This is a genomic window from Psychrobacter sp. JCM 18900, from assembly GCF_904846625.1.
Lineage (GTDB): Bacteria > Pseudomonadota > Gammaproteobacteria > Pseudomonadales > Moraxellaceae > Psychrobacter.
In genome coordinates this window covers 98,023-123,489 of the sequence record NZ_CAJHBL010000006.1, presented here as the reverse complement: position 1 = coordinate 123,489, position 25,467 = coordinate 98,023, and the positions used below count along the sequence as shown (strand labels likewise).

23 protein-coding genes and 1 tRNA gene are annotated in these 25,467 nt (G+C 41.3%); 6 read left to right on the top strand and 18 right to left on the bottom strand.

Features of this window, described 5'->3' with window-relative positions; genetic code table 11:
- Positions 1-99: 99 nt before the first annotated feature.
- From JMX96_RS11855 to JMX96_RS11830, 6 genes are all read right to left on the bottom strand, one after another.
- The gene (locus JMX96_RS11855) at positions 100-246 is read right to left on the bottom strand and encodes a hypothetical protein (protein ID WP_201569259.1); all 147 of its coding nucleotides are present in this window, start codon (positions 244-246) and stop codon (positions 100-102) included.
- Positions 247-338: 92 nt separating this feature from the next.
- On the bottom strand, positions 339-575 hold the full coding sequence (locus tag JMX96_RS11850; RefSeq protein ID WP_201569257.1) for a helix-turn-helix domain-containing protein: 237 nt from the start codon (positions 573-575) through the stop codon (positions 339-341).
- Positions 576-612: 37 nt separating this feature from the next.
- Positions 613-1,902, bottom strand: coding sequence for a restriction endonuclease subunit S (locus JMX96_RS11845; RefSeq protein ID WP_201569255.1), 1,290 nt, complete (start codon positions 1,900-1,902; stop codon positions 613-615).
- A gap of 5 nt (positions 1,903-1,907) precedes the next feature.
- Positions 1,908-3,368 (bottom strand): ATP-binding protein, encoded by a 1,461-nt coding sequence (locus tag JMX96_RS11840; RefSeq protein WP_201569253.1) that lies wholly within the window; start codon positions 3,366-3,368, stop codon positions 1,908-1,910.
- A 236-nt stretch (positions 3,369-3,604) separates the two neighbouring features.
- Positions 3,605-6,049, bottom strand: a complete 2,445-nt coding sequence (locus JMX96_RS11835) for a type I restriction-modification system subunit M (protein ID WP_201569251.1) — start codon at positions 6,047-6,049, stop codon at positions 3,605-3,607.
- Positions 6,050-6,166: 117 nt separating this feature from the next.
- On the bottom strand, positions 6,167-6,988 hold the full coding sequence (locus tag JMX96_RS11830; RefSeq protein ID WP_201569250.1) for a hypothetical protein: 822 nt from the start codon (positions 6,986-6,988) through the stop codon (positions 6,167-6,169).
- Between the two features lie 295 nt (positions 6,989-7,283).
- Here JMX96_RS11830 and JMX96_RS11825 point away from each other — a divergent pair, with 295 nt between their 5' ends.
- Entirely contained in the window at positions 7,284-7,454 is a 171-nt protein-coding gene (locus JMX96_RS11825) for a hypothetical protein (RefSeq protein WP_201569247.1), read from the top strand.
- A gap of 98 nt (positions 7,455-7,552) precedes the next feature.
- Here the strand turns inward: JMX96_RS11825 and JMX96_RS11820 are convergent, their stop codons facing one another.
- The 6 genes from JMX96_RS11820 to JMX96_RS11795 form a co-directional block, all read right to left on the bottom strand.
- Positions 7,553-7,843: a helix-turn-helix transcriptional regulator gene (locus JMX96_RS11820; RefSeq protein WP_227677038.1), complete on the bottom strand. Its 291-nt coding sequence runs from the start codon at positions 7,841-7,843 to the stop codon at positions 7,553-7,555.
- A 168-nt stretch (positions 7,844-8,011) separates the two neighbouring features.
- Positions 8,012-8,923 carry a hydrolase or metal-binding protein gene (locus tag JMX96_RS11815; protein ID WP_201569243.1) on the bottom strand — a complete coding sequence of 304 codons (912 nt, stop codon included), beginning with the start codon at positions 8,921-8,923 and terminating at the stop codon, positions 8,012-8,014.
- 138 nt (positions 8,924-9,061) lie between these two features.
- Positions 9,062-10,189, bottom strand: a complete 1,128-nt coding sequence (locus JMX96_RS11810; protein ID WP_201569241.1) for a YqaJ viral recombinase family protein — start codon at positions 10,187-10,189, stop codon at positions 9,062-9,064.
- Between the two features lie 106 nt (positions 10,190-10,295).
- Positions 10,296-11,288: a DUF932 domain-containing protein gene (locus tag JMX96_RS11805; protein WP_201569239.1), complete on the bottom strand. Its 993-nt coding sequence runs from the start codon at positions 11,286-11,288 to the stop codon at positions 10,296-10,298.
- A gap of 42 nt (positions 11,289-11,330) precedes the next feature.
- The gene (locus tag JMX96_RS11800) at positions 11,331-11,612 is read right to left on the bottom strand and encodes a hypothetical protein (RefSeq protein WP_201569237.1); all 282 of its coding nucleotides are present in this window, start codon (positions 11,610-11,612) and stop codon (positions 11,331-11,333) included.
- Positions 11,613-11,731: 119 nt separating this feature from the next.
- Positions 11,732-12,646 (bottom strand): inovirus-type Gp2 protein, encoded by a 915-nt coding sequence (locus JMX96_RS11795; RefSeq protein WP_201569235.1) that lies wholly within the window; start codon positions 12,644-12,646, stop codon positions 11,732-11,734.
- Between the two features lie 532 nt (positions 12,647-13,178).
- On the opposite strand from JMX96_RS11795, the gene JMX96_RS11790 reads away from it, so the two are divergent.
- The gene (locus tag JMX96_RS11790) at positions 13,179-14,402 is read left to right on the top strand and encodes a hypothetical protein (RefSeq protein WP_201569233.1); all 1,224 of its coding nucleotides are present in this window, start codon (positions 13,179-13,181) and stop codon (positions 14,400-14,402) included.
- 151 nt (positions 14,403-14,553) lie between these two features.
- Here the strand turns inward: JMX96_RS11790 and JMX96_RS11785 are convergent, their stop codons facing one another.
- The gene (locus tag JMX96_RS11785) at positions 14,554-15,909 is read right to left on the bottom strand and encodes a tyrosine-type recombinase/integrase (RefSeq protein WP_201569231.1); all 1,356 of its coding nucleotides are present in this window, start codon (positions 15,907-15,909) and stop codon (positions 14,554-14,556) included.
- Positions 15,910-16,191: 282 nt separating this feature from the next.
- A tRNA-Ser gene (locus JMX96_RS11780) sits at positions 16,192-16,282 on the bottom strand.
- Positions 16,283-16,456: 174 nt separating this feature from the next.
- Between JMX96_RS11780 and JMX96_RS11775 the strand changes: the two genes are divergently transcribed.
- From JMX96_RS11775 to JMX96_RS11765, 3 genes are all read left to right on the top strand, one after another.
- Positions 16,457-17,305 carry a DNA/RNA non-specific endonuclease gene (locus JMX96_RS11775; RefSeq protein WP_201569229.1) on the top strand — a complete coding sequence of 283 codons (849 nt, stop codon included), beginning with the start codon at positions 16,457-16,459 and terminating at the stop codon, positions 17,303-17,305.
- A gap of 71 nt (positions 17,306-17,376) precedes the next feature.
- Entirely contained in the window at positions 17,377-17,640 is a 264-nt protein-coding gene (locus JMX96_RS11770; protein ID WP_201569227.1) for a hypothetical protein, read from the top strand.
- 261 nt (positions 17,641-17,901) lie between these two features.
- Entirely contained in the window at positions 17,902-18,285 is a 384-nt protein-coding gene (locus JMX96_RS11765; protein ID WP_191114376.1) for a DUF2147 domain-containing protein, read from the top strand.
- A gap of 192 nt (positions 18,286-18,477) precedes the next feature.
- On the opposite strand, the gene JMX96_RS11760 is transcribed toward JMX96_RS11765, so the two are convergent.
- From JMX96_RS11760 to JMX96_RS11745, 4 genes are all read right to left on the bottom strand, one after another.
- Positions 18,478-19,740 (bottom strand): ammonium transporter, encoded by a 1,263-nt coding sequence (locus JMX96_RS11760; RefSeq protein ID WP_057762031.1) that lies wholly within the window; start codon positions 19,738-19,740, stop codon positions 18,478-18,480.
- A 106-nt stretch (positions 19,741-19,846) separates the two neighbouring features.
- Positions 19,847-20,185, bottom strand: coding sequence for a P-II family nitrogen regulator (locus tag JMX96_RS11755; protein ID WP_010197981.1), 339 nt, complete (start codon positions 20,183-20,185; stop codon positions 19,847-19,849).
- A 479-nt stretch (positions 20,186-20,664) separates the two neighbouring features.
- Positions 20,665-21,519, bottom strand: a complete 855-nt coding sequence (locus tag JMX96_RS11750; protein WP_102092102.1) for a universal stress protein — start codon at positions 21,517-21,519, stop codon at positions 20,665-20,667.
- A gap of 178 nt (positions 21,520-21,697) precedes the next feature.
- The gene (locus JMX96_RS11745) at positions 21,698-23,197 is read right to left on the bottom strand and encodes a SulP family inorganic anion transporter (RefSeq protein WP_201569224.1); all 1,500 of its coding nucleotides are present in this window, start codon (positions 23,195-23,197) and stop codon (positions 21,698-21,700) included.
- Positions 23,198-23,905: 708 nt separating this feature from the next.
- On the opposite strand from JMX96_RS11745, the gene murD reads away from it, so the two are divergent.
- Entirely contained in the window at positions 23,906-25,330 is a 1,425-nt protein-coding gene (gene murD / locus JMX96_RS11740) for a UDP-N-acetylmuramoyl-L-alanine--D-glutamate ligase (RefSeq protein ID WP_201569222.1), read from the top strand.
- Positions 25,331-25,467: the final 137 nt, after the last annotated feature.

Below are 25,467 nucleotides of genomic sequence, written 5' to 3'. Positions count from 1 at the left end.
TAGAGCATTATCACGAATGTCTAAAACTATATCTAAATGTCTAAAATTAAACCTGAATGTTTAAAAGCTACTCTAAATGTCTAAATCACACAAAACCGTTTATTCATCTGTTAACATCCAAGTCTTACCCTCTGCCGTGATCTTATTCTCTTTACGTAAGCTTTGTAGCAGGTTTCGTACTTTGGCTTTTTTTTGCTGCTCTGACAGCACGTCTGGCAGTTTATCAAAAAGAAGATCATCAATCACAGAACGCTTTACTGCTTCAAAGCTTCCAATACACTGTAAGATCATGTCCTTATAATACTGGTTATCAAGTCCTTTGTTCTTGATGTAATTTGCTATCTCGTCAGTTTGCTTTCCGCGTAGGCTTGTGTGCCTACAATGTGTTTGTCATCATTAACGCCCAATACCAGCCACGCGCAATCCTTAGCCTTTAGGTTGGCTTCGTTGCTGAGCGCTGAGAAATATTTGCATAACTTCTTAAAGTCATGCTGCGTCTTGGCTTCTTTAAATTCAACGACTTCGTTTTCGTTGGTCTCAAGCAGCTCAGATAATTGGTTGATGGCATTGGGCATGAGGGTCACTTGGCTGTCTATGTTGGTAGTAACGACGTTAGCTGACCTTTAACTTACCTGTCACCGCTTGGTTGATCAGGATGGTTTTGTATTCTTTTAGGCGGTCGATTTGCGAGTTATAACTAGATAAGGTTTTATTTACTTTATTAGTTATTGAGTCAATATAATCTACAATGAGCTTTTGCTCTTCTGTTGGAGGTAGTGTAATTGACTGCCTCTTAATGTATTCCGCACTTGCTCTTGGCATTTTAGAACCATACGTTGAGCTATTAATTTGTGCGATAAAACGATTAGATAGTAATTGATATTTTAAAAAAGTATTTGAGATTTCAGAACGTACTGACATTACCATGAACTCCGTAGAACAAAGTCCTTCAAAAGTAGTTAGATACACTTTTGCTAGGTAAGGTCTTAGTTTTCCGAATAATATTTGATCTTCTTTAAAATAAGATGCTAAACCTTCTGCTTCTGAAGTTTCGTTAGATAGTTGTCCTGTCTTCGACTCAATACTCTCCATACCTAGATAAGGTAGCTTTGATTCAGAACCTAACACCTTTTTATTAAAATTTTCGGTTACAAACATCAGTCTTTTAACTTCCCAATGCTCAGGAATATCGCCAATCCAATCCACATCGCTATCTTTCATCGGTGCGTCAGGGTTTAGTCCCTTGGTCACTGCATTTTGGATAACGATTTGCTTATACTCTTCAAGCTTAGCGATCTGCTGTTGTTTTAAAGTAATGGCTTGGTCGATTTGGGTTGTTCTTGATTCAATAAATTTACTTATTTTAATCTGAACGTTGTAAGGCGGCAGAGGTAGATCTAGCTTAGCAAAATCGTTATATCTAAAATCCGTTGAACGTTCTCGTATTCCTTTAGCAAGAGAAAGTATGAAGCCACGTAAAGCCATACTACGCATGAAATACATGTAATAGTGCGGTGATATTTGATCAGGTTTTTTAGGAACGCATACTGAATAGACTGGTGTGGACTTTCCTTCAGAATCCGAAACTCCAATTGCACCTGCGAAAGCGTCCATTTGATGAATAACTAAATCACCTTTTCGGATACCTTGATAACCGTGTTCTTTTAATGCATTTGTAAAGCCGTCAGTTCTACGGTTAGACCTTAAAGTGACTTCGCCATCACGAAAGCAAGTTACGATTCCATCATCTTCTCTAATAGGTCGATCCATTTTATTAAATAACCATTTCCCTTTTTCAGTATGCCATTCTTCAGGAATCTCGCCCAACCAATCCACGCCACTGTCTTTATAGCTGTTATATTGCGGGTAATCCATTTGTGTTAAATCATCTATCATTTTCATTATGGTTAGCTCCAATGTGGCACATATCTGGCAGACCGAGTACCCGCCGTTGGATCATACATTTTTATCACGCCAGCTTCGATGGCTTGTTTGATAACCCGACTGATCATGGCACTATTTTTTACATCAATCCCAAATCGCTCTCGCAGCGTAGAGTTATTCATCGCTTCATGGCTGATATATTTTAATGACGCATGTAAATAGCAGGCTCGAATACGTTCCTCTTTATCCAAGTCCTTAAACTCTCGATGCGCAAACAAAGTTATCTTGGTAAACTCATCTGACATTTCAAACAAAGGGGCAGGCAGTTGATAAAACTCAGTCTCAGCGACGACTTTATCAATACCAGAGCCACGCTCTTCACAAATACCAATACGCCGCATTAGCGAGGCGATACCCTCGTTGCGACTGCGTGGTGGCTTGTCCATCAAGCGATCGATGGCAATCAAAGAAGAGCCTGGATTAATGATTTCGATACGGTGTGCATAAATTTCGATTAAAGGGCTTGTGCCTGTAATATTAAAATCTTGATGTATTAGAGCATTGGCCACCAGCTCTCTAAGCGCCAATTCAGGATACATGGGCACTTCTCGTCGAAACGCATCGCCGATGATCTCGTTACTGGGTAGGATCAGTTTCAGGTTTTCTATGACCCCTTCGTAACCAATGGCATAGCCTTTATCTGAAGTGATTTCACGAACTGTCTTTAACTTGTTATTACCCTGATAAACGATGATACGTAACGCTTTGCGCGCTAAACTCTTAAAATCAGACAACTTATGGGCGAATAATACAGCGCCTAGATTAGTAATATCCCACGATCCAGAATCTGTCTTTTTGATAAGACTGTCGTCCGCAAAATTTTCTATAATAGCGTCGTGGTTTTCGGGCAAGGGCGCATCAAGCAATTGGAAGTAACTGGCATAGTCGAGCAGACTCAGTACTTGCTCTTTACTCTGTTGGTGCATTGCACTTTGCTCTTCAAAAGGCGTTCTATCAAAAACGCGCCATAGCTCCCGTTCTTTTTCTGGAAAGTCGCGTAGCTTTTTGGTGTAAGAGCCTATTCTTACGTATTCCACACCGTCAAAACGCACAGGGGTGGTCAAAGCAGATTGGACCTCCAAAATAACAATTGGCTTTGCATCAAGCTCAAATTCATAAAACCGAAAGTTAAGTTTTGGTGTCAGCTTTTGTAATAACCAGCTTTCTAGTTCTTGATTTTTTTTTCGTGTTTGGCTTGGCGTAAAGGTTGTACCGACGATGTCATGACTTTTATCATCAAGTCCCCAAACCATATAAGATTGTTTTTTGCCAATAAGCGCTGACGTATTGGATAAGGCAGAGATATTTTGCCCTATCATATCAGGGTCTTCATTATTTACCTTAAACTCTACCCATTCGGTTTCACTAGGTAGTTTTGCTAGCTCAACCGTTAAAGATTGCAATTTATCCATTTTTTCAAGCATGGTTTTCTCATTATTAATAGATTGTAGTCAAGCAACGATCAAGCAATTTTGATAAGCACAAACCCGCCTAGCTATAAGCTTTTCTGTCTATATTTAGCAAGTTGAGAGCTTGTTAGTCAAGCAACGGTCAAGCAACGGTCAAGCAATTTTGATAAGCGTAAACCCTTATACTTATTAGCCTTTGTACTTATATTTAGTCATTTGATAGCCAACCAGTCAAGCAACAGTCAAGCAAATCAATGATGAGACAATATGGCTTGAATCAAACCATCTGCCTGCTTCTCAAGCTCGACCAGTTCATTTGCTACCTCGCTCAGTGAACGTAACGGCTTATGCTGATAGAAATATTTATTAAAACTGATCTCATAGCCGATCTTGACGCTATCACCATCTATCCATGCCTCATCGACGTGCGGCTTGACCTCATTGAGATAATACTCATGAATGCTGTCACCAAGTGGTATCGACTCAGAATCACGCAGATCTGAGTTTGATTCATAGACCACGTATTGGTTGGGCTTGGAATCCTCAATCCCCGCGCTTGCGGCAGGACAATAACCAAAGTCGGGCAAGTCATTGATGCTACAGCCTAAATGCGTGGTTAATGCGTCAAGCTTGTCAGACTTAAGGGTACTGATGGATTTGATTACCTTTGCGCCGCTCTCATCGTACCAGCTGACCGCATTGAGTATTTGTTTATGCTCAGCGGCTTTAAGCTTAATGTCATTGGCTTTAAGCGTGCTTTTTACTAAATCAGTAAACACATTAAAGTCAGTATAGAGCGTATCTGCGCTGTACTCGTGACTTAGATCATCGCTGATCGCATCACGAATGACGGTGGCATAGTCCAGTATCGCACGCTGATCTTGCCATGTACTAAAGTTAATCAGTTTTTTACGTTGATTGGCAGACAGTCCAAACGCTTCTTTTTCTGACCACTCCTTTAGCACGTCTTTTTGACTGGTAAAGAAAGCTTTATCGTAGAGCTCGTCACCAAACTCATCGTACACTTGGCTCATAGCATCGCTGATTTGATTATCAAAGCGCAAGCTTGCGATGAGATCATCACGCATTTGCGCATGACGACGGTCGGGACGTTCGATACTTACTTTATAATAGCCAAAGTCCTGATTATCAAAAACCTGACTGGCGATACCGATAGGGTCGCCTTTGTCGTTGAAGTCATCGGGCTGACACGTCACGGTTGCCATATCAAGGTAGGTTTGAGTAATGGCGGTGATATCGGCTGGGCTAAACTCGCAGTTTTTATCGCCCAAATTTTTACGAAGTTTGCGATACATTTGGCTGGCGTCGATCAGTTGTACTTTGCCTTGACGTGATTTGGGTTTGTTATTGGATAGCAGCCAGATATAGGTGGTGATGCCTGTATTGTAAAACAGATTGTTAGGCATCTGAATGATGGCTTCGAGATAGTCATTTTCGATAATGTACCGGCGAATATTGCTTTCACCTGATCCTGCATCCCCTGTGAACAGACTTGAACCGTTATGTACCGAAGCAATGCGTGAGCCTTGGCTACCGCTATCGGTCGATTTCATCTTATCGACCATTTCCATTAAGAATAACAGCTGACCGTCGCTTGATCTTGGGATTGCAGGTTCGGTACTGATCACGTCCCAATAGTCCGCGAGCTTAACGGTAAAGCGGTTGTCGCCTACTTCTTTACCGTCCATAATGTACTGCTTTTCATTTGCCCAGCTTTTGCCATATGGTGGGTTGGATAGCATATAGTCAAAAGATTTACCCGCAAAGCTATCAGACGATAGGGTAGAGCCGACCTTGATGTTTTCAGGGTTATTGCCCTTGATCATCATATCCGACTTACAGATAGCATAAGTCTCATCATTGATCTCTTTACCATACAAATAAATACTGCGCTCGTAGTCTTCGCTTTGGTACTTCTCGATAATGAAGTTTTGCGACTCGGTGAGCATACCGCCACTACCGCAAGCAGGATCATATACGGTAATGCTTGGCGGTAGGTTGCCTTTTAGGGGATCAAAGATAAGGTGAGTCATCAACTCAATGACTTCACGCGGGGTAAAATGTTCTCCTGCCTCTTCGTTGTTTTCTTCGTTAAACTTACGAATCAGCTCTTCAAACACATAGCCCATGCCCAAGTTACTTAAGCCTTGGATTTTATTGCCATCAGGATCAACTTTTTCATTGGGCGAAAAGTTCATGTAAGGAGAGACGAACTGTTCAAGCACGCCATATAGCACTTCTTTTTTTGCCATATGTTCAAATTGGGCAAACAGCTCAAAACACTGAATGATCTCTTTGACGTTATCGCTATAGCCATGCAAGTATTCTTCAAGATTTGCCAGTAGAATTTGCTGACTATTACTGACTGTTTCACTAAGGCTTTTTAATGTCCATTTACTAGTGTTATAAAATACGTAGCCTGAAGCATCTCTTAAACCAAATTCGTCTTCTTCATCAAAACCTTCTTCTTTTTGTTGGCTGATCTCTTTCAATACCTTTTCTTTGGTTGGCTCAAGCAAGCTATCTAAGCGGCGTAGTACTACCATGGGCAATATGACATCACGGTATTTACCTCGGACGTACACGTCTCTGAGGTAGTCATCAGCGATAGACCAGATAAAGGCGATCAGTTTGTTATGAACAGTTTGTAATTGCTTGTGGGCTTGTTGACTCATGGAATTACTCGGTTTTTAGAATAAGTGGTTCAAACGGTCTAGTATAAGGAGTTGGTCTGTGTTAAAGCAAATAGAGAGTTGACCATATACTCGACGGAAGTAATAAAGATATAGTTGCTAGTTGTAGTTAGCATAATGACAGGCAGTATAAACAGATGGATTACCTATTTTAGAGCAAAATAATTTATGCCCAACTGTTTTGAATTTTAGACTATGAGGACTTATAAGATAAATAATGTTTACGTTGGGTAGAACTAGTAATGAATCACGTATGATCATATTTTTAGTGCGATCAAGATACTTCTTAACTTTGATTGTAGATTCTGTATTGAAGTATAACTGATTCATAAACACTGCTAAACAAACATAAACTATAAACATGAATATCAAAAAGAGATACTGTTCTGAACCAAAGGTGCGACTGAATGTTTCATTCAAAGTTGTAGTTTTTGTTGCTTGCACAATGATGTAGCCTGAAAGATAAATGAATATAAGGACTGAAACGAAAACGGATAAGCGCTTACCTAACTTTTGTATATTAGACCAGGCTTCATAAGAGAAAAAAAGTGGCTTATTAAAAACAATATTATTCCCATTTACTAATATATTACCCTTTGCTTTACGGAAGTCATGATGAGTTAACTTCCTCAATGATAATGTTTCAGCACGGATAATTCTTTGCCTGTTATATTTATTAAACGGTATTCCATATACCTGTTTAAACTCGGCCTGTATTAGACTTTCGTTTAGTGAATTTCGCTCTAGAGCACTCAACTTAGAGTTTTCTAGAATATGTCGAATATTGTCAATATCAATTTTTACATAATGATTTAATAAACCTTTTTTCTTTAAAGTAGAAAAAAGAAATTTAACCATACCGATGGCCAATGGAATAATACCTAGTATTATAGAAAGTGTAGAAGCTGTTGAGGAATCCAAGAGTGTGTCCTTTTTAAGATAATTTATTATGAGTAAATAAACTCGACTCCTCAAGGACTTAGTAAAACAATACGTCAGTATATGTCGTGTTATATCTTACTAAAATTTTAAATAAAAAGCTCATGTATTGATCTTTGTTTATAGTAATCAATAACTACTTATCAGTCGAAGTTCATTTACAGAATTTACCTTAGCCATAAAAAATATAATCTTGTATATTGATGACAAGTCTCTTGATATAGCAGATTAAAACCAAATAGCATTAACCTAGTTACCAAGAAATAGAGAGAGTGCGATGTCTGATCCATATGGCGATGATAATGATAGGTACCAAGGGTTAAGTGACTCTGAGCGACAAATGGAAGAGGATTTAGATCGTGAGATGCGTAAGCAAGGGGTAACTCGCGAAGATTTTCCAGATGGCGTAGATTATAGTGCATTTATCGATGTAGATAGTTATGATTGATTTATGTACTTTAAGAAGACTGCTTTATCTTTCGAAGATATAAATAATTTTACATAAAAAAAATAAGCCGCTCTACGCGGCTTATTTTTTTTATTGTTCTACTGAAACCTAGCAGCTATTTTATCATCTAACCATTTTGCAACCTCGCTCTCAACCCATGCCACACGTCCTTTTGATAGCTTAACCTGAATAGGAAAGGTGCAGTCGTAGCGCTTTGATTTTTTATCTAGCATGTCGTAAATAGTAGTACTACTCAGTCCAGTGTGGTAAGTCACTATTTTCAAAGGCAGCATTCTTGGTACATATCCATCGCTAAGGTTTGCTTTGCTATTCTGATCGTTACTAAGGTTTGCTTTGCTATTCTGATCGTTGATATTTAATTTTTTCATGATTATCTCCTGGTAAGTGAATGAGAGCATTTCCCCTCATATACTTATCGAGTCCTATATTTTTTTACCGCATCCCATGCAGTCCGACTGTTAGCCTTAATTGAAGCCATAAAAAAAAGAGCTGAATAATCAGCTCTTTTCGTATGCTTTTCTGTTGCTTTAACCGTGCTAGCTCACAGCCGTCACACTCTGTCGTAATCCTTGCTCAATACTGGTCACGTTATTAGTTACTAACCCATTCTGATAGTCACCCTGCTGATCATTACCATCATCATCTATCTCCACAGGATAAAACTCGTCCACTACCTCCATTGCGTCTTCGCTATCGATACCAAAGCATGAGTTCACATAGCCAAGCTTTGCTGCTGCCTCTAACGCCGCTTGATCAAAGCCATGTTCGCTAAGCTCCTTATCAATAGCTCCAGCATCTTGTACCGCTTGCTTCAGCGTCACATTATCACGCAGGGTTAAATCCACAAAGTAAATCGGAGTTCGATAGCTTTGCGTGGTGCTTTTGCCTCTGAGCGTGAGTTGCAGTGGCAAACATGACAGCTTGTTGCCTGATACCGCAGCAAAATAGCTCAATCTTGCTGCCAAGGTACGGATACTATTAAAGCCTGTGGTGCGAAAGATAAACGTACCCAGCTCATCGTCTTCACTCAGATTTGCGTACAGTCTGCCATACGGCTTACAAGAACCGCCTTGTGCCAGTGGACAGCGATCAGGAGATGGACACGGTAGTTGCTCGACACCATTATTGGTTCGTCTCTGACACTGCTCACCGTCACCCACGCATAGTGGACGACCTGTTTGTCTATCGAACAGCGTGTACTCAGCACGTAGGTTGAGCTCAGGATCATTAAACAGCATGCGTACGGGTATTTGTCTGAGCTTACCGTCATTCTTTTCGCGTAGCTTTGCATCAAGTGGATGATTGATCCAACCATCCTTGTTCTGAACTTGACTGGTGATAGTGAATTGATCGTCCTTAGCAGGTAGGCGCTTGCCATCCTTTTGAATGACACGCCCAATGCTAATACGACCTAAAACTGGTGGGGTTATCGTTAGACCTTTAATCATAATGGTATTCCTTATGTGTTTATAGAGTATGTTGAGCCATAAAAAAGCCCACCTGTGATAGGTGGGCAGTTATGCACTTGCTTTGATTAATTAGCTTTGACTGATTGTTATTGTGTTGATGATTGAGTGATCTTTCTCTCAGTCATTAAGCACAACGAAACGTCTGCTGCCTTGCTTTGTTTTACTGAACTTGGCTAATAGCTCAGGATGGGTTTTGATAATGGCTTTACTGTCTAAACCAATACTATCTTTTGAGCGTTTCCAAGAGATCGCGCCTTTCTCAAACACAGCCACTTCATTATCAGCAATCAGCGTTTGCAGCTGATGCTTCACTTGGTCATGGCGTTCTTCTAGCTCCTGCATGTAGTCACGGTAGCTCAGCAATTGCTCAAACAGCTTGTTAGCGCCATCATCATCCGTTAGATCAACCTTGCTTGATGGCTTAGGGGTTGGGTACAACTGCTTTAATGCCCGAGCAGCAGATTCTGAGTGGTCGGGGGTTGGTGGCGTGTCTGTCTCCACGTACTGCCAGAACAGACGCTCATTCTCCATGATGGAATCAATCAAGCGCTCGTCACGCTCAACTTTGTAGATCTTAGCTTCATGCCCACACAGCAGCACGCAGATATGCGCAGCTTGTTTACCTGTAACTGCTAACTGATGCTGTACTTGGCATGTCACATATAACGGCACGCCATGCTTCCATAGCTTGGCTCCGTGTTCACCAGCGGTTTTACACTCTAGAATCTGTACCTCGTCATTACCTGTAATGGCATAGTCTAGGTTAGCCAGCATAAAGGCTTTATCAGAATCAGGATGTTGCAAGATGGCATTGACGCGGCGTACCTTGTTTCCTGTATGTTCTTGATAGTACTTAGCGACCATCGGCTCTAAGGTATTGCCCCAGTACAGTGGCGAATAGCCTTCGATGCTCTCATTGATATCTGAGCTCATGCGACCAGTCTTGATCATCCATAGCTCAAGCATCGACAAATACGGATGGATACCACAAGCGGCAGCGGCATCCGAACTGCCAATGCCTTGCTTGCGCACTTGTAGCCATTCTTCACGACTTAAATATTTGGTATTGACCAAACGCTTAGCTGTAGTTGATTGACCAGTAGGCAGCTTAACGGGTTTATTCTCTAGCTTGGTCTTTGGTCTATCTTCGATACCATGTTTAGTCTTTATCGGCATCTTAACTTTAACGGTGGCACGCTTGGTCTGTCTTGGCTGAGTCGTCGTGTTTAATGCGATCAGGTTCATAGTGAACTCCCTAATAGAATGGTTATTGATTGATAAGAAATAAACGGCATAAAAAAACCACGCTCAAAGGCGTGGTTAATTGTTTGTCAAGTTAAAACAGCCCTGGTTAAGCAAGCATCAGTAGCGATTGCTCTAACCCTTTCTGTTTCAGCTTAGCGCCAGCACCGAACCATGCTGAATTGAGACGGTTATCCGTATTCATCGCACGTCGTTCATGATCCACGTACTCAGTGATGCTACACAGCAAGCCATAAGCCGTATCACTGGCTGCATCGAGTGTGGCACCGCGACCTTGGCCGTTAAACATCTTCATGACCTGATTCATCGCTTTGGCATTGGGCACTGCATCTTTCTCTTTCTTAGCGCTGTTAAACAGAATGATGTCATTGTCTTGATCATTGAACACACGGCTAAGATAGTTAGCCGCCTCTGCTTGAGTGACACGGCGCTCAGATAACTGCTTCATCTCATAGCTGTGCTCCTCCCACTGCTTCACTGATACGCCTAATTGCTGTTTGACCTTGTCAGCATCAAAGGAGGTGGAATGCGGTACTTTCACCACACCACCATTACCGTTAGCCAAGCTAATCGCTAAAGTGTTATTACATACCACACGGATAGAGGTGAACTGAGCGGTAGTCGCTAACGTGCCATCACAAGCGGTTGCCAGTAACAAGTAGCCATTACTGACATCCTTACCCTTAAGCGTTGCTGACTGGCCTGTACGAGCCAGTGCCCATAGCTTGCGACCACCCTTTAATACCCCAGCAGTCTCCAGCTCAAAGTCAGACTGTTCAGTAAGATCACGATAGAATTCTAGAATCTCACGTGGCTGTACTTCCTGATATCGCTGACTGACTACCGATAACGGCTCGAAGTTATCACTACGGTACAACACCTTCTGTTCAGCAAAGGGCAGAATCAGATTGTGGCCTTTATGGTTGTTTGCCATGTAACTGACATCCGATGACTCAATACGCCAGTCCATACCGGCTTGCTTAGCCCAGACCTCGATAGGCTGCTTGGGTGCCAGCTCATTACCTAAGCCATGCCAAGGTGTTTCGCCAACGTATGCCATTGATTCGATTAAATGTGCCATGAGAATATTCCTTTTAGATTGATTGGTTAAGTAAGTTGATAGTTAGTTGAAAGTCGTAAACACGTGGCTACAGTTATCACAGCGATATTGCTTGTTGACTAGCATCGGTATAGTAGTGTTTGATTGAGCCATCTCGATCAGGGTTGCAATCGCAGTACCTGTAATCACACCGATCACAAGATGTACTCTAAACGTCCTGCATAGACTGATGCTAAGACCGATCAGTGCAGTGGGAGACAACAGCTCATCGATCAAACAATCGTGAGCATCATAAGTCATCTCATACACCGATAATGACTGACAACGTGGACATACTGGTTTCATAAAAACTCCTTAAATGATGGGCATAAAAAAGGCCTGTACGAGGCAGGCCTTTAATGATGAGTAAGGATGAGCATTAGGACGTTAATGCTCGATCTCATGAATGTAGTATGTATCTGAAATTATTTAGCTATGGGCGGTAGTCCTCGACGCTTAGCAGTCCTATAAATACCATTACCAAAGGTACGCATGCTAGGCAACCATACTTTTAAGTGCTGGCCTAGCTTTTCAGGCTTGGTTAAATACAACGCTGTACATACAGCGTTTTCTACTTGCACTGGGTTATCTCTATTTATCATACCAATGCCTAAGCGATCGTTTATCTGATACCTCTGCTTAGTCTCTGCATTATGATAATTATAATAAGCACCTGTACCATTTGTGACCTCCTGCCACTTCTCACCAACTTCCTTAGCGATGAACCAATCATTTTGCCTTTCCGATCCATCATAGATCAGCAGTAAGTGACAATGAAGCCCTCCGTTCTCATACCCTTGCTCCAATGCCCAAGCGTTGCCTTGCAAATGTGTAAAGCAAGTTTGCTTATTACCAATCAGCTCTCTGAGCTTAGACATGTGACGATTAAAATCTTCAATGGTCACAGTATGGCTAGTTTCTTGTGAGTACTTTAAGTCAACACGAACGAATAATAGTCTTGAGTAGTGATTGAGCAAACTTCTAACGTAGCGTTCAAGGTTTCTTTTATTCTGACTCTCTTGATAACGCCAAGCGTTGTCTTCGGTCTCAATGTTATTTTTATAGCAAGCTATGTTATTAACGAATTGCTGAGTTTTATCATGATCCCAGATAACATCGGAGGGGTATGAATCGCCGACAATAGCATCGGTACTGTAGACAAATGAGTCGATAGTCTGCGAGTAGAATAGATCAGGATTTAGACTTTCCATGAAAGGGTTGTACAGCGCATTCAAACGATTGTTAATGTCGTTAAAATTGAAAGGCTGGAATATGATGTCTCTGACGAGACTATCGATACTAGCAATAAGTTGTGATTGATTAATGAGTGAATATGACATGAGTATGCTCCATTGATTTTAGTTTGGCGTACATAACCATCAATGAAGTGCGTTGTTTTTTACTATACATTCTTAAGTATTAATTAATAATATAAATAACCCACTAAGAATGAGGGGATAGTTCATTTTTTTCGTCGTGTACCTGGGAGTTGCAATTTAAGCTTTATAGTAAATTGTCTTCAGAGTTTGGGTTTATGTCGAAATGGAGTTAGCGGATAGGGTTACAAAATTTGTCGTAGAGTGTCTTTGTTTAGTGGCCTGATAACCTGAACAATCCAACGTAGTTAACCCTTAAACGAAATAGTAATGTTAGGAAAGAAACTGTCTAAACTTACTGCTAGAACAAGGGTCAAACCCAATGTATAGTTAAGACGACAAGATGAAATATAAAATACAGGTTTATTTTAAGCTAAAAAAGGGGGTAATACTGCTCATGCCCCTATATTAGGGAGTTTTCATGTAGTTAAAACATAGTTTTTTCCTACTAAAATAGACTATAAACCCACTTTTTAAGAGTTTTTTTGGAAGAACTATGGCAATGAAATACCATGATAATCACGAAAATAATAGCCAATCTGGTGATGAATTAGGTTCGAACGTAGTTACCACTGTCGAACGAAATTACGATGCTGAAATAAGTTCAAGCCTTTCAAGCATTCCGAAATCTGAGGTTGTCGAAACCCATATTCAGCCTTTTAACTTAAATCAAGAATTATTAAATCAAGCTAATGCATACCACTTAGCTCAACAATATAAATTTAATACTGATTTATATTTTCATCACCAAAAACAAACTTGGAAAAACTTGGAAGATTTTTATAAAACGGTTGAACGTTTTAATGAGGATGAGTGCAAGAGCCTAGTGTTTGCGCACAATATGTATACGGGAAACACAACAGTTAACATGAACTTGGATAAGGGGGCTTTTAAACCTATTTTGAAAAGTATGTTTAAAACTCAGCATTATCCAATCCAATATTTTCACGAGTTAATGCAATTTAAAATTGATAATCAGCTACCAGATAGCTCGCTCAACTGGATCAAAGATGATCTCCGTAACGCTCTGCATATTGCTTATGTAGTTCAAGGTTCTTTTTACGACAAAACTATGGTCGGAGGTACTGAGTTAGTTTCTCATATTTCGAATTATCTAAAATATGAGGTCACGCATTTTAACTGCAGTCCACTCACCCTTCCGTATTATGCAAATCTTGTAGACATAAACAGTCATCCGCATCCTTTAACACGCAGTATCGAAATAGTTAAGTCCAACTATTTTAGAAATCGTACTGATAGAGAAATTAAGTGGCTCAAGGGTGATGATAGCGAACAAGTTGAATGGGCTTATAACTATCTGAGCTCAGAAAAGAGAGACCACCTTATACTTCAGAATGTCTTTATACCCGTATCTCTAGAAGACAAGTACAACTTAATCTTAGCCAGTCTAGATATTCTATCAAACGTAGATTACACGTATGAATGCTTTACTAAAAATATAAATACAAGTGACCCTAACTTTGATTTCGAGACGATACCAGTAATATCATATAGAGATAAAGTCATAGAGAACATGAAAGACGCATGGAATAAATTTTCAGCGAGTAACAAAAACGAAGATCTAAGCCAAATAAAGATTTATAAAAAAGACCAAGATCTACTGGACTCTATTAAGAAAGCAGAAGGAACCACTTCTGCCTCAAAAGTTGTAGGTCAGTTGATTAAAGATGAACATGACAGAATCTTTAATAAGAAATAGATGGCTCTAGTATGTAAAACTGGTCGATTTGATATGATATTTTTAATAACTAGACTTCTTGCAAAAGTAACAGTTCATTGACTTCCACTGACAGATTCACAAGGGCTAGCGATGACTTATGCAAGAGGTCTACTAACATTGTAAGAATGAATTATTGTAATAGTTTCTGCAACTCTATCTTCGTCATACCCTTATTAATGAGCGCTTGAATAAGGTTTCGTTTATCGATTGCTTCAAGGCCATCAGATTGATAGTTATTTAACGAACTCTCAATCTGCTGCCGCGCTGTCTGAAAGTCTACAACCTCGCCTGTGTCTCTGAGTAGGTCTAAAAAGTCTGCCCAGACCTGCATGATCTTACGGCGCTCCTCTAAATGTTGCGCGTGGTTATAAACCGCACGTATGCTGCTTTTTTTATCATGCGCCATTTGCTTCTCAATGGCGTCACCCATATAGCCAAGCTCATTGAGGTTGGTAGATGCGATATGACGGAAGCCATGTCCAGTTTGTTTACCAGCATATCCTAGTATATCTAGTGCATTATTAATGAATTCCTCACTATAGGGCTGATGCATACCTGTATGGTAGAACACGTACTCATATTGCCCCGTGATAGCTTTCATTTCTTCTAGCACCGCAAGCATTTGGTCTGACAATGGTACGACATGCTTACGGGCAATTTTAAGGTTATCGATATCAACACGCCATAAACGGTTAGCAAAATCAATATGTGCCCATTTCATCATACGTAGCTCAATGGTGCGGCAAAATGAATAAGCTAAAAACTTCATACCTAAACGGGTTTGATCATGACCATGATAGCCCTCGATAGCTTGGAGTAGGGCAGGCAGCTCATGTATATCTACATGCTTCATGTGCTGGCTTTTGGCTTTAGGGTAGAGTGCTTTTAGATCATCGATTGGGTTTTGGTCAATGATGCGTTCGCGTTTGGCACGTCTTAAAACATTAGCCACCAGATCGATAGTGCGTCTGGTCACCTCACGTGGCGGCTCACCGTCTTTGTTCACACGCTTTTCGATCTCATCTGCCATTGATCGGCAATCTTCAAAGCTCACATCTTTTAGCGCAATGCCTTCAAAGTGTGGCAACACGTCTTTGTGCATACGGTTATAGTCTTGCTGATAAGTACGAGGCTTGACGTTACGCTGGCGCTCAGCGAGCCATTCTAACGCATAATCATTGAATTTTTGTGCGTGGATATTCGCAAGCTTATCTTGACGCTTTTTGTTCTTTGGATCGATACCGTCAGCTAGCAGAGCCTTTATCTCAGTGTTGGCCTGTCTTGCTTCAGACAATGACATAATGGGGTAGGTGCCAAGCGTCATACGCGTCTGCTTGTTATCAAAGCGATAAGCGCTTATCCATGTTTTTGTGCCCGTACTGCGTACCAAAAGCTGTAGGCCATACTGATCGCTGTATTTGTCAGGACGCGAAGGCGTGCATTTTTCACTTGGTTTAAGCTTGCGGATCTTACTATCGCTTAGCATGTTGGTCTATTCCTGTGGCTACAAGACATATGATTCAAGCGTTACAACTAAAACGTTGGTCTAAAGCTGAATTATAAAGCCTAAATGTTGGTCTTTTTGAGGTCTAATGAAATCATAGACCAACAGATAGACCAACACAAGTCACGGGATAGATGGGTTATGTTCGGATAGACCGGGAAAACGACAGACATAAAAAAAACGCTAGACGCGTTATATTTAAAGGGTTTAATATGTATATAGGATAGTTTAGGACAAGCTAGGAAAACTAAGATTTTATAAGATTGGCGGTGAAGGAGGGATTCGAACCCTCGATACGCTATGAACGTATACACACTTTCCAGGCGTGCGGTTTCAGCCACTCACCCACTTCACCGTTTTTTGAACGCCTAAGTATAGCGGATACCATTTAAAATGTCACGACTTGCGCGCTATCTTTCTTTATTGGCAAGCGCCTGCTAGGATAGCAAGTATGTAACGGCAAGTATAAATGGTTGAAAGTTGAATGATAAGTTTTAGTAGGCTTAAGTACGGATGTAAGAATAGTGCGATGATGGCAGTATTTCTTGTCGCGACGGGTATTACCCAAGCACATGCTGATGATTTGACCCAATGTAGCCAGTCTTTTTATGGGGGTGTTTATCCTGAATTTACCAATACCAAGCTAAAAAAAGACATACAAACGCTATGCATGGATGGCTTTGCAATTATGTACTCAGGGGTATCGCGTACACCACTTTGGTCAGCAGAGTATCTCGATCGCACACGTCTACAACAAGCTAAGCAGATCGATCGTGAAGACAGCTTTCACGAAGAGAGTAAACTGCCAAAGTCAGCACGAGCCTCATTATCCGATTATTCAGGTTCTGGCTATGATCGAGGGCATTTGGCACCCAACGCCAATATGGCCAATCGCAGCCAGCAGTATGATAGTTTTAGTTTAGCCAATATTGCCCCGCAGTCACCACGTAACAATCGCTACATCTGGCGTAATATCGAATCTGCCACTCGGTATTTAACGCAGCAATACGGTGAGGTGTATACCATCACAGGTGTGGCATTTACTGATAAAAAAACCAAGCAGCTCGCTAATCGTGTCCTTGTGCCTAGCCATTTCTTCAAAGCTGTATATATCCCAGCAACCAATCAAGCAGGCGTGTATTATGCACCAAATGATGAGTCGGAACGCATCGATGTGATTAGTATCGATGAGCTAACCACTGAGATTGGTATCGATGTATTGCCTATGCTAGATAGTCAGTCCAAATCTCAAGCGTTTGATTTACCATTGAAGGCAGGTGAGAGTTCAGATACCCCTGAGGCACCAGTAGAAGAGCCAGAGTGGATGCTGTTTGTGTGGGCTATTTTAGAATGGTTAATTGCACAGTTGCAGGCTTAATTTGGCAGTAAGACCCAAAAACACACTCATTTCGAAAAAAATAAAATGTTACTGATAATAAGGATAATCAAATGATTGAGCCATTCGCCAACGACCATCAAAGCATGCAGATTGGTGATCTTGTCATTGAAAATCAAAAAGACAAGATTATTATATATGGTGATATTGATCTCACTTTTGATGAGTTAGGATACGAGCAAGCCCAACAGCTACATGAGCTGTCGGGGAAAATCGTACAAGCATTTGCAGATAAAAATCTATATAGCAAGAACGATGCTAAGTCAAAGGAAAATGATGACCAATTAGATAAAGATATCGACAATCCTTTTCTATAAGTCTTTGATATGGCTTTATTTTTGTAGAAATAAGAAACTATAAAAAAATTACTAGGCAAAACCTAAAAATTGCTTATAATGAGTTAAGACATCGCTTGTGTCGCTCGAATCTTTAACCAAAAGCTTATAAGTTGTAATGGTAACTATCATTGAAAAAGGTCGAAACCGTAAAGCTCGTAATGAAAGGTTCTAGCAAAGGATAAGCATAGGACAACAGAAACATAACGTTTCGAGTAATCATTGTATGAAGGGAGTCAATCTATGAAATTATTTACAAAGACCACTTTAGCAGTTGCTGGTATTGGTATTGCTAGCATGGCATTCGCCGCTGACCCATTAGCCAACACTACTTGGCAGACATATGATGATGGTGAACCAAAAGGTACGGTAAAAATCACTGAGTCAAATGGTGTTCTGACCGGTACTCTTATTGCTGCTAATACTGCGAAAGGCAAAAAGCACGTTGGTACGACTGTTATTAGAGGTCTAAAAGCTGACGGTGGTGGTAAATATAGTGGTGGTACGATTACTGATCCAGCAAAAGGTAAAGACTATCGTATGACTGCAAGCTTAAGCGGCAACACATTAAAGCTAAAAGGCTATATCGGGCCATTCTCTCGTAGCCAAGAGTGGAAAAAGAAATAAACTAAAAAATTAGTCTTAGCTTAATATATAAAATCCCGCGTTACCGAAAGGTCTCGCGGGATTTTTACGTTTTAGATTTAAGCTTATGGCTTCAATAGGGGAGATCTTTAAACACTAAAATTATAAACGCCGATACTACAGTAGGTAGTATCAGCGTATTTAACAGTAATCCTTAGCTTACTGGAAAGGAGCTTATCTTATAAATTCTGGGTAAGCTTCCATACCACATTCTGCAATATCAGCACCTTCGTACTCGTCTTCTTCAGAGATACGTAGACCGATAACCAGCTTGATAATAGACCAAACCACTAGGCTGGCAATGAATACCCAAGCAAAGATGGTTGCAGCGCCCACAATCTGACCGATAAAGGTAGATGCTGGGTTAGTGATAGGTACAATTAGCAAACCAAATAGACCGACCACACCGTGAACTGAGATTGCACCCACTGGATCATCAATTTTGATTTTGTCTAAGGCTAAGATCGATAACACTACAATGATACCGGCAATAACACCAAAGATAGTAGCTTGCAATGCAGAAGGGGTTGAAGGCTCAGCAGTAATGGCAACTAGACCTGCTAATGCACCGTTTAGGAGCATAGTTAGATCCGCTTTACCAAAGATGATGCGAGCTAAGATCAAGGCACCGACAGCACCGCCAGCAGCAGCAGCATTAGTGTTCAAGAATACCATTGCAACAGCATTAGCACTAGCGATGTCGCCTAATTTGAGCACTGAACCACCGTTGAAACCGAACCAACCCATCCACAATATTAGTGTACCAAGTGCCGCCAATGGTAGATTGGCACCAGGAATAGCGCGTATCTCGCCGTTAGGTCCATATTTACCTTTACGTGAGCCTAATAGTAGTACACCTGCTAGAGCTGCTGCAGCACCTGCCATATGCACAATACCAGAGCCTGCAAAGTCAGAGAAGCCCATGTCGCCTAGGTTAAATAGACCAAAGACATCGTTGCCGCCCCATGTCCAGCTACCTTCTAGTGGGTAGATAACACCAGTCATGACCACAGCAAATAATAAGAATGACCACAGTTTCATGCGCTCAGCAACAGCACCTGATACGATTGACATACAGGTCGCTACAAAGACCACTTGGAAGAAAAAGTCTGATGCGGCAGAGTAGACAGAGTCGCCACCGAAGCCGTTTTCAGCAGAGGCTGCTAAGGCGTCTTCTACTAACGTATCACCGCCTGCAATTCCGCTTAAGAATAGGTCGCCACCATACATAATCGCATAGCCGCATACCATATACATGATACTAGCCGTCGCAAATAGTGCGACGTTTTTGGTTAAGATTTCGACTGTATTTTTTGATCGGACCAGTCCGGCCTCTAACATAGTGAAGCCTGCTGCCATCCACATGACCAACGCACCACATATCAAAAAGTAAAACGTATCGAGCGCATATTGGAGCTCAAAGATTTGACTTTCCATTTAAATTCCCCCTTGAATTTATAATATAGATATCGGCATTACCGATAGATAAAATGCTGTAAGAGTCTGTACCTATAAGTTTATGCCCGTAGGTAGGTCTTCAAATTTAGATAGCGTCAGGTCCTGTTTCACCCGTACGGATGCGGATAACTTGCTCAAGTGCAGTGACGAAAATCTTACCATCACCAATCTTACCAGTGCTAGCGATACGAGTGATTGCCTCGATAGCAGGCTCAACCATTTCGTCGATCACAGCGACTTCGACTTTTACTTTAGGTAAAAAGTCCACCACGTATTCTGCGCCGCGATAGAGCTCTGTATGACCTTTTTGACGACCGAAACCTTTGACTTCAGTGACAGTGACACCTTTAACACCGATGTCGGAAAGCGCTTCACGCACGTCGTCGAGCTTAAACGGTTTTAAGATCGCAGTGATTAGCTTCATAAAAAATTCCTTATTTGTGTGATGCCGCAGATTGATAGAAGTACTATGGTGCATCATCATATCTCTGCCTTGCTTACTGTAAGTTATTCAAGAACCGTGCCAACCTACTCAAGGGGGGAGGTAGAATTGGCATTGTTCATTAAAAAGTAATGACAGTAGTAACATAGAATATGGGCTACGATGCAACGATTAGAGCCATCGCTACAAGCATAATAAAGGTGAATCAATCTTTAGCGTTTGGTTAATGAAAACTTTATTATAACCAACTTTTTGAGTGCTTGGGGAGGCTATCCCTGTATTTCATGTGACGATTTGCTAACTTGAGTTTGGTCGTTAGCTTGGCCTTTTCATGCAAGCGTATCAAAGATGAATGGCGGGAAGGTAGAGAGAAAATAGAGGTAAGCGGCAGAGCCTAACATAGTAGTCAGACCCCTGCGCTTAGGTAGATAAAGGGTTTGGACGTGTTGATATATACGTCGTTAGGCTTTAGGAAATAGTAGATAAGGGGTTTTTGTACTGACCAATAGCTTTTTTGTATCGCTACCTTGTAGTAATTCGCGTAGACGAGATTGGCCAAAAGCCCCAGTCATAAGTAAACCGATATCATGTTGGTTTTGATAGTAGTTCAAAGCCGCAGCTACATCACGGCAGTCAAGCAATGTCTTTTTGGATTTGATACCTGCCTGTTTGAGTTTGGCGTAGGCTTCACGCAACGCATCACAGTTATCAGAAGTTTCCTTGCCAACCATCACAATATGAACCGTTAGTGCACGCACCAGTGGCGTTTTACACAGCCAATTTAGTAGTTTATGGCACGTTGGACTGTTATCAAACGCAAATAAAGCGGTAGTAGGGGGCAAAAATGGTGCATGTGTCACCAAAATGGGGCAGTGACTGACTCGGATGAGTTGGCTCAATGTTGATTTGCAAGTGACATGATGCCCTATAACGATCAATTGTGCTTGGTCATCGACGTAATCAATGCTTTGGTTGAGGTTCTCATGACGATGTAGTGTATATGTCTTTAGCTTATGGCGTTGCTGTTCACAATACGAAGTTGCTTGAGACAATAGCAATCGGCCCTGTGCTTTTAGCTCACAGTTGCTCAGATGTTCTTTAGATGTGAACTGTTCGAGCAAAGCGTTTTCGTCATCAATATTGAGGCAACCAGAATAATTAATAGCGGCTTTTTGCTGCAAGCTTGGCATCGAGTGCAATAAGCCAACAGGCGCGCGCAGGCGAATAGAAGCCCACATACTGGCCTCTAGTACCGCTTGAACATGATCAGGACAGTCCAAGCAAGCAATCACACTATCTGGTTTTAAATTACTCATAAAACGACCACATCATTTTAATAATAAAAATCGGCTATCTTAGTTTAGAGTGGGTGTATAAAAAATACATCCAATCCTTTTACCAATATAACTGTCTATTAATATCCGATACATTAGCCATGGACTAATAATATAGCCACATGGCTGGCGACCGCGTAGATTCGCTTAGCAGTTTTGCTTAGTCTAACAAGCCAATGTCTCGGCGGTCATGAACAGAGAAGCGATCAATCAGTGTTCGACTCGCATTGTTGAGTCCTACCACTTTGACATCAATGCCTTCACGTTGCAAGCGCATCACTAGCTTGTCCAAGGTATCAACAGCGCTGACATCCCAAAAATGCGCTTGGCTTACATCAATCTGAATACTATCTACAGCTTCTTTGGTATCGAAACTATTTAGGAACTGGGTGGTAGAGGCAAAGAATACCTGCCCTTGAACATAATAATAACGGGTATTGCTGCTGTCATCATATTCACTAAAGATAGTTAAGAACTGACCAATTTTATTGGCAAATGCTAAAGCAGATAGCAAGACACCTACGCCCACACCGTAAGCTAAGTTGTGAGTAAAGACGGTAGTCAATACAGTCGCTAGCATAACGATATTGAACGACATTGGATGCGTCTTAAACTCGCGAATAGACTGCCAGTTAAACGTGCCAATCGATACCATAATCATGACTGCAACTAGGGCTGCCATTGGAATTTGACTGACCCATTCACTTAAGAACACGACCATGATCAGAAGGACAACACCGGCCATCAAAGTAGACAGACGCGTACGACCACCCGATTTGACGTTGATCATTGACTGACCAATCATCGCACAGCCTGCCATACCACCAAAGAAACCTGACACAACGTTAGCCATACCTTGTCCACGACACTCTTTGTTTTTATCACTTGGTGTATCGGTCAATTCATCGACGATCGTTGCTGTCATCATAGACTCTAAAAGACCAACGATGGCAAGCGCGATAGAGTATGGCGCAATAATCAATAAGGTATTTAGATTTAATGGAATGTCAGGTAACAAGAATACTGGCAATGAATCTGGCAAATCACCCATGCTGCCAACGTTGCGAATGTCGAGATTCATATACATTGCAACGGCGGTCAAACCTACAATACAAATAAGCGGTGAAGGAACGATGCGACCGATTTTAGGGATAAGTGGAAACAGATAAATAATCGCTAAACCAGCTGCCGTCATGATATAAACGGTCATGCCAACACGCTCAGTCATCGGGTTCAATTCTGGCAATTGCGCAGCAAAAATCAATATTGCTAAAGCGTTGACGAAACCGATAACCACTGAGCGAGAGACAAAGCGCATCAGATTACCAAGCTTTAGAATGCCCATCACGACCTGAATGGCACCGCAAAGCAAAGTTGCAGCAAGCAAATATTGCAGACCGTGATCAGCAACCAAATCGACCATGACCAATGCCATAGCACCAGTCGCTGCCGAAATCATACCTGGGCGACCACCGACAAAACTGATCACCACCGCGATACAAAATGAGGCATATAAGCCAACCTTTGGATCAACACCAGCGATAATGGAAAAGGCAATAGCTTCTGGAATAAGGGCTAGGGCTACAACCAAACCCGATAAAACGTCACCGCGAACATTGGAAAACCATTCGTCACGCAAGTTATCAATAAAAGATGTCATAAGTAAACTACATAGGGTTAGAGGCAAAAAAAGTAATCATTACTCATTTATAAAATGATCGCGTCGCTAATAATAGCTATTCATTTTTCTTTTACTTCAACATGCACTAAGTCATGTTGCTGTGTTGGATTGTGAGAAACTAATAACCAAGATATCTAACTAATAACCGAGGTATCTAACTAATAATTAAGGTAGCTACTGATTTTTTTGGTATCAAAAATACGCTCATCAATAATCAATACGATGATAAGGGCAGTAAATTACCTAAAAATATTTTTTAAAAGATTGCTTAAAATAGGCAACTAGATAGATGTACCTACAATAATATATAGAGTCAGCAATCACTTGCTGTAGTAGAAGGTGATATATCACTCGTCAAATTATCAAAATTGTCTGATACACCCTTATCACAACAAGAATCGTTGATGAAGAGGCATGACAATAGCGCGATAAATGTGACAACATGCTAAACTAAAATGCTTGAGCAATGCGCTCAGCAAAATACTGATAAATATTAATCAAGCTGACTATTATAGCATTAGCCACTTAATATAAAAACAGGCGAATAATAGCATAAAGTCATAAAAAATCAGTACCGAAATCTGAACGATGGCGTTAAGATGCTGCACATCTTAGCGGTGTTGATTAGAATCGCTATACAGCAGACTTATTTGATGCAATTTTTCTCGTTTAATAGAAGGAATAGATATGACCACTAACATAGCAACAGAAGCCTTACTTCATAAGGGTAGTGGTCTACAAGTCGTGGTGGGTTTGGGGCAGTCTGGATTGTCAGTCGCGCATTATCTGGCCAAGCAAGGCTATCAAGTCGCAGTCACTGATGCTCAAGCTGCCCCTAAATTGGCCGCTCAGTTGCCAGCCGAGATAGAGATTCGTCAGTTTGGTGCGATAGATGCCGATTTATTGCAGCAATCGGCACGTATTATTATTAGCCCAGGTATTTCTCTTGAGACTGCCGCTGTGGCTGCTGCTCGCCAAGCCAATATTCCTGTAGTTAGTGATATTCAACTGTTCTGCGAAGCGTGTACCGCACCCATCGTAGCGATTACAGGTTCTAACGCCAAAAGTACGGTCACTACGTTAGTTGGTCAAATGGCAGCTGATGCTGGCGTTAACGTGGGTGTCGGCGGCAATATCGGTGTACCAGCTTTAACATTGCTAGATAATCCTGATATGGAACTTGCGGTACTTGAGTTGTCTAGCTTCCAATTAGAAACCGTCACCAATTTGGGCGCAAAAGTAGCGACTGTGCTCAATATGTCGCCTGATCATTTAGATCGTCATGGAGATATGCTTGGCTACCATCAAGCCAAACATCGTATTTTCCAAGGTGCTAAATCAGTGATGATTAACCGTGAAGATGCACTCACTCGTCCATTGGTCGCAGACAACTTACCGAGAATTAGTACGGGTATTCATGCCCCTGATAAAGGTCAGTATGGTCTGATTACCGACACAGAAGGCCAAACTTATCTCGCTCGTGGTACAGAACGATTACTGTCGGCAGACAAACTGTTGATTAAAGGTCGTCATAATCTATTGAATGCACAAGCGGCTCTAGCACTTGGCGAGCTTGCAGGATTACCGTTAGAGAGTATGCTGACCACTTTACAGCAGTTCACAGGTCTCGAACACCGCTGCCAATATGTGGCTAAGGCTGTTGGCATTGATTATTTCAACGATTCTAAAGGCACAAATATTGGTTCGACCATGGCCGCTATTGAAGGCTTGGGCGCAGTCTATGCGCCAAAAGACGGTAAGCTATTATTGATCTTAGGTGGGCAAGGCAAAGGGCAACAGTTTGGTGAATTAACGCCTTTTATCAATCAATATGTGAGCCAAGTTTTGTTTATTGGTGAAGATGGCCAGCAGATTGAACAACATCTAAGAGCTGCGAAATTGAGTGATGATGTCGCACTACAGCAGTGTCAGACATTAGAGAATGCCTTTGCGACTATTCAACAAGTCACTACCAGTAGTTTATCGCAAGTGCAGGCTGTATTGTTGTCACCTGCCTGCGCTAGCTTTGACCAATATAGTGGTTATGCGGCTCGCGGTGACCACTTTAGCCAACTGGTCAATCAGTTAGATACCGCACAATCAGAAGCTTGATAGGTAGTCCAATATATTAAGCAGCTATATAGATTGGCATAGCAGATGTCTCTTCTCTAGCAACAGCCAGTATTTTCTGGATAAATGATTGTTTTGCTTATAGATTGCTGCTACTGTCAAGCATATAATCCTGATTA

Coding starts and splice junctions, on each gene's coding strand:
- JMX96_RS11850 (WP_201569257.1), bottom strand. CDS start 575: ATGCCCAATGCCATCAACCAATTATCTGAGCTGCTTGAGACCAACGAA.
- JMX96_RS11845 (WP_201569255.1), bottom strand. CDS start 1,902: ATGAAAATGATAGATGATTTAACACAAATGGATTACCCGCAATATAAC.
- JMX96_RS11840 (WP_201569253.1), bottom strand. CDS start 3,368: ATGCTTGAAAAAATGGATAAATTGCAATCTTTAACGGTTGAGCTAGCA.
- JMX96_RS11835 (WP_201569251.1), bottom strand. CDS start 6,049: ATGAGTCAACAAGCCCACAAGCAATTACAAACTGTTCATAACAAACTG.
- JMX96_RS11825 (WP_201569247.1), top strand. CDS start 7,284: ATGTCTGATCCATATGGCGATGATAATGATAGGTACCAAGGGTTAAGT.
- JMX96_RS11820 (WP_227677038.1), bottom strand. CDS start 7,843: ATGAAAAAATTAAATATCAACGATCAGAATAGCAAAGCAAACCTTAGT.
- JMX96_RS11815 (WP_201569243.1), bottom strand. CDS start 8,923: ATGATTAAAGGTCTAACGATAACCCCACCAGTTTTAGGTCGTATTAGC.
- JMX96_RS11810 (WP_201569241.1), bottom strand. CDS start 10,189: ATGAACCTGATCGCATTAAACACGACGACTCAGCCAAGACAGACCAAG.
- JMX96_RS11805 (WP_201569239.1), bottom strand. CDS start 11,288: ATGGCACATTTAATCGAATCAATGGCATACGTTGGCGAAACACCTTGG.
- JMX96_RS11800 (WP_201569237.1), bottom strand. CDS start 11,612: ATGAAACCAGTATGTCCACGTTGTCAGTCATTATCGGTGTATGAGATG.
- JMX96_RS11795 (WP_201569235.1), bottom strand. CDS start 12,646: ATGTCATATTCACTCATTAATCAATCACAACTTATTGCTAGTATCGAT.
- JMX96_RS11790 (WP_201569233.1), top strand. CDS start 13,179: ATGGCAATGAAATACCATGATAATCACGAAAATAATAGCCAATCTGGT.
- JMX96_RS11785 (WP_201569231.1), bottom strand. CDS start 15,909: ATGCTAAGCGATAGTAAGATCCGCAAGCTTAAACCAAGTGAAAAATGC.
- JMX96_RS11775 (WP_201569229.1), top strand. CDS start 16,457: ATGATGGCAGTATTTCTTGTCGCGACGGGTATTACCCAAGCACATGCT.
- JMX96_RS11770 (WP_201569227.1), top strand. CDS start 17,377: ATGATTGAGCCATTCGCCAACGACCATCAAAGCATGCAGATTGGTGAT.
- JMX96_RS11765 (WP_191114376.1), top strand. CDS start 17,902: ATGAAATTATTTACAAAGACCACTTTAGCAGTTGCTGGTATTGGTATT.
- JMX96_RS11760 (WP_057762031.1), bottom strand. CDS start 19,740: ATGGAAAGTCAAATCTTTGAGCTCCAATATGCGCTCGATACGTTTTAC.
- JMX96_RS11755 (WP_010197981.1), bottom strand. CDS start 20,185: ATGAAGCTAATCACTGCGATCTTAAAACCGTTTAAGCTCGACGACGTG.
- JMX96_RS11750 (WP_102092102.1), bottom strand. CDS start 21,519: ATGAGTAATTTAAAACCAGATAGTGTGATTGCTTGCTTGGACTGTCCT.
- JMX96_RS11745 (WP_201569224.1), bottom strand. CDS start 23,197: ATGACATCTTTTATTGATAACTTGCGTGACGAATGGTTTTCCAATGTT.
- murD (WP_201569222.1), top strand. CDS start 23,906: ATGACCACTAACATAGCAACAGAAGCCTTACTTCATAAGGGTAGTGGT.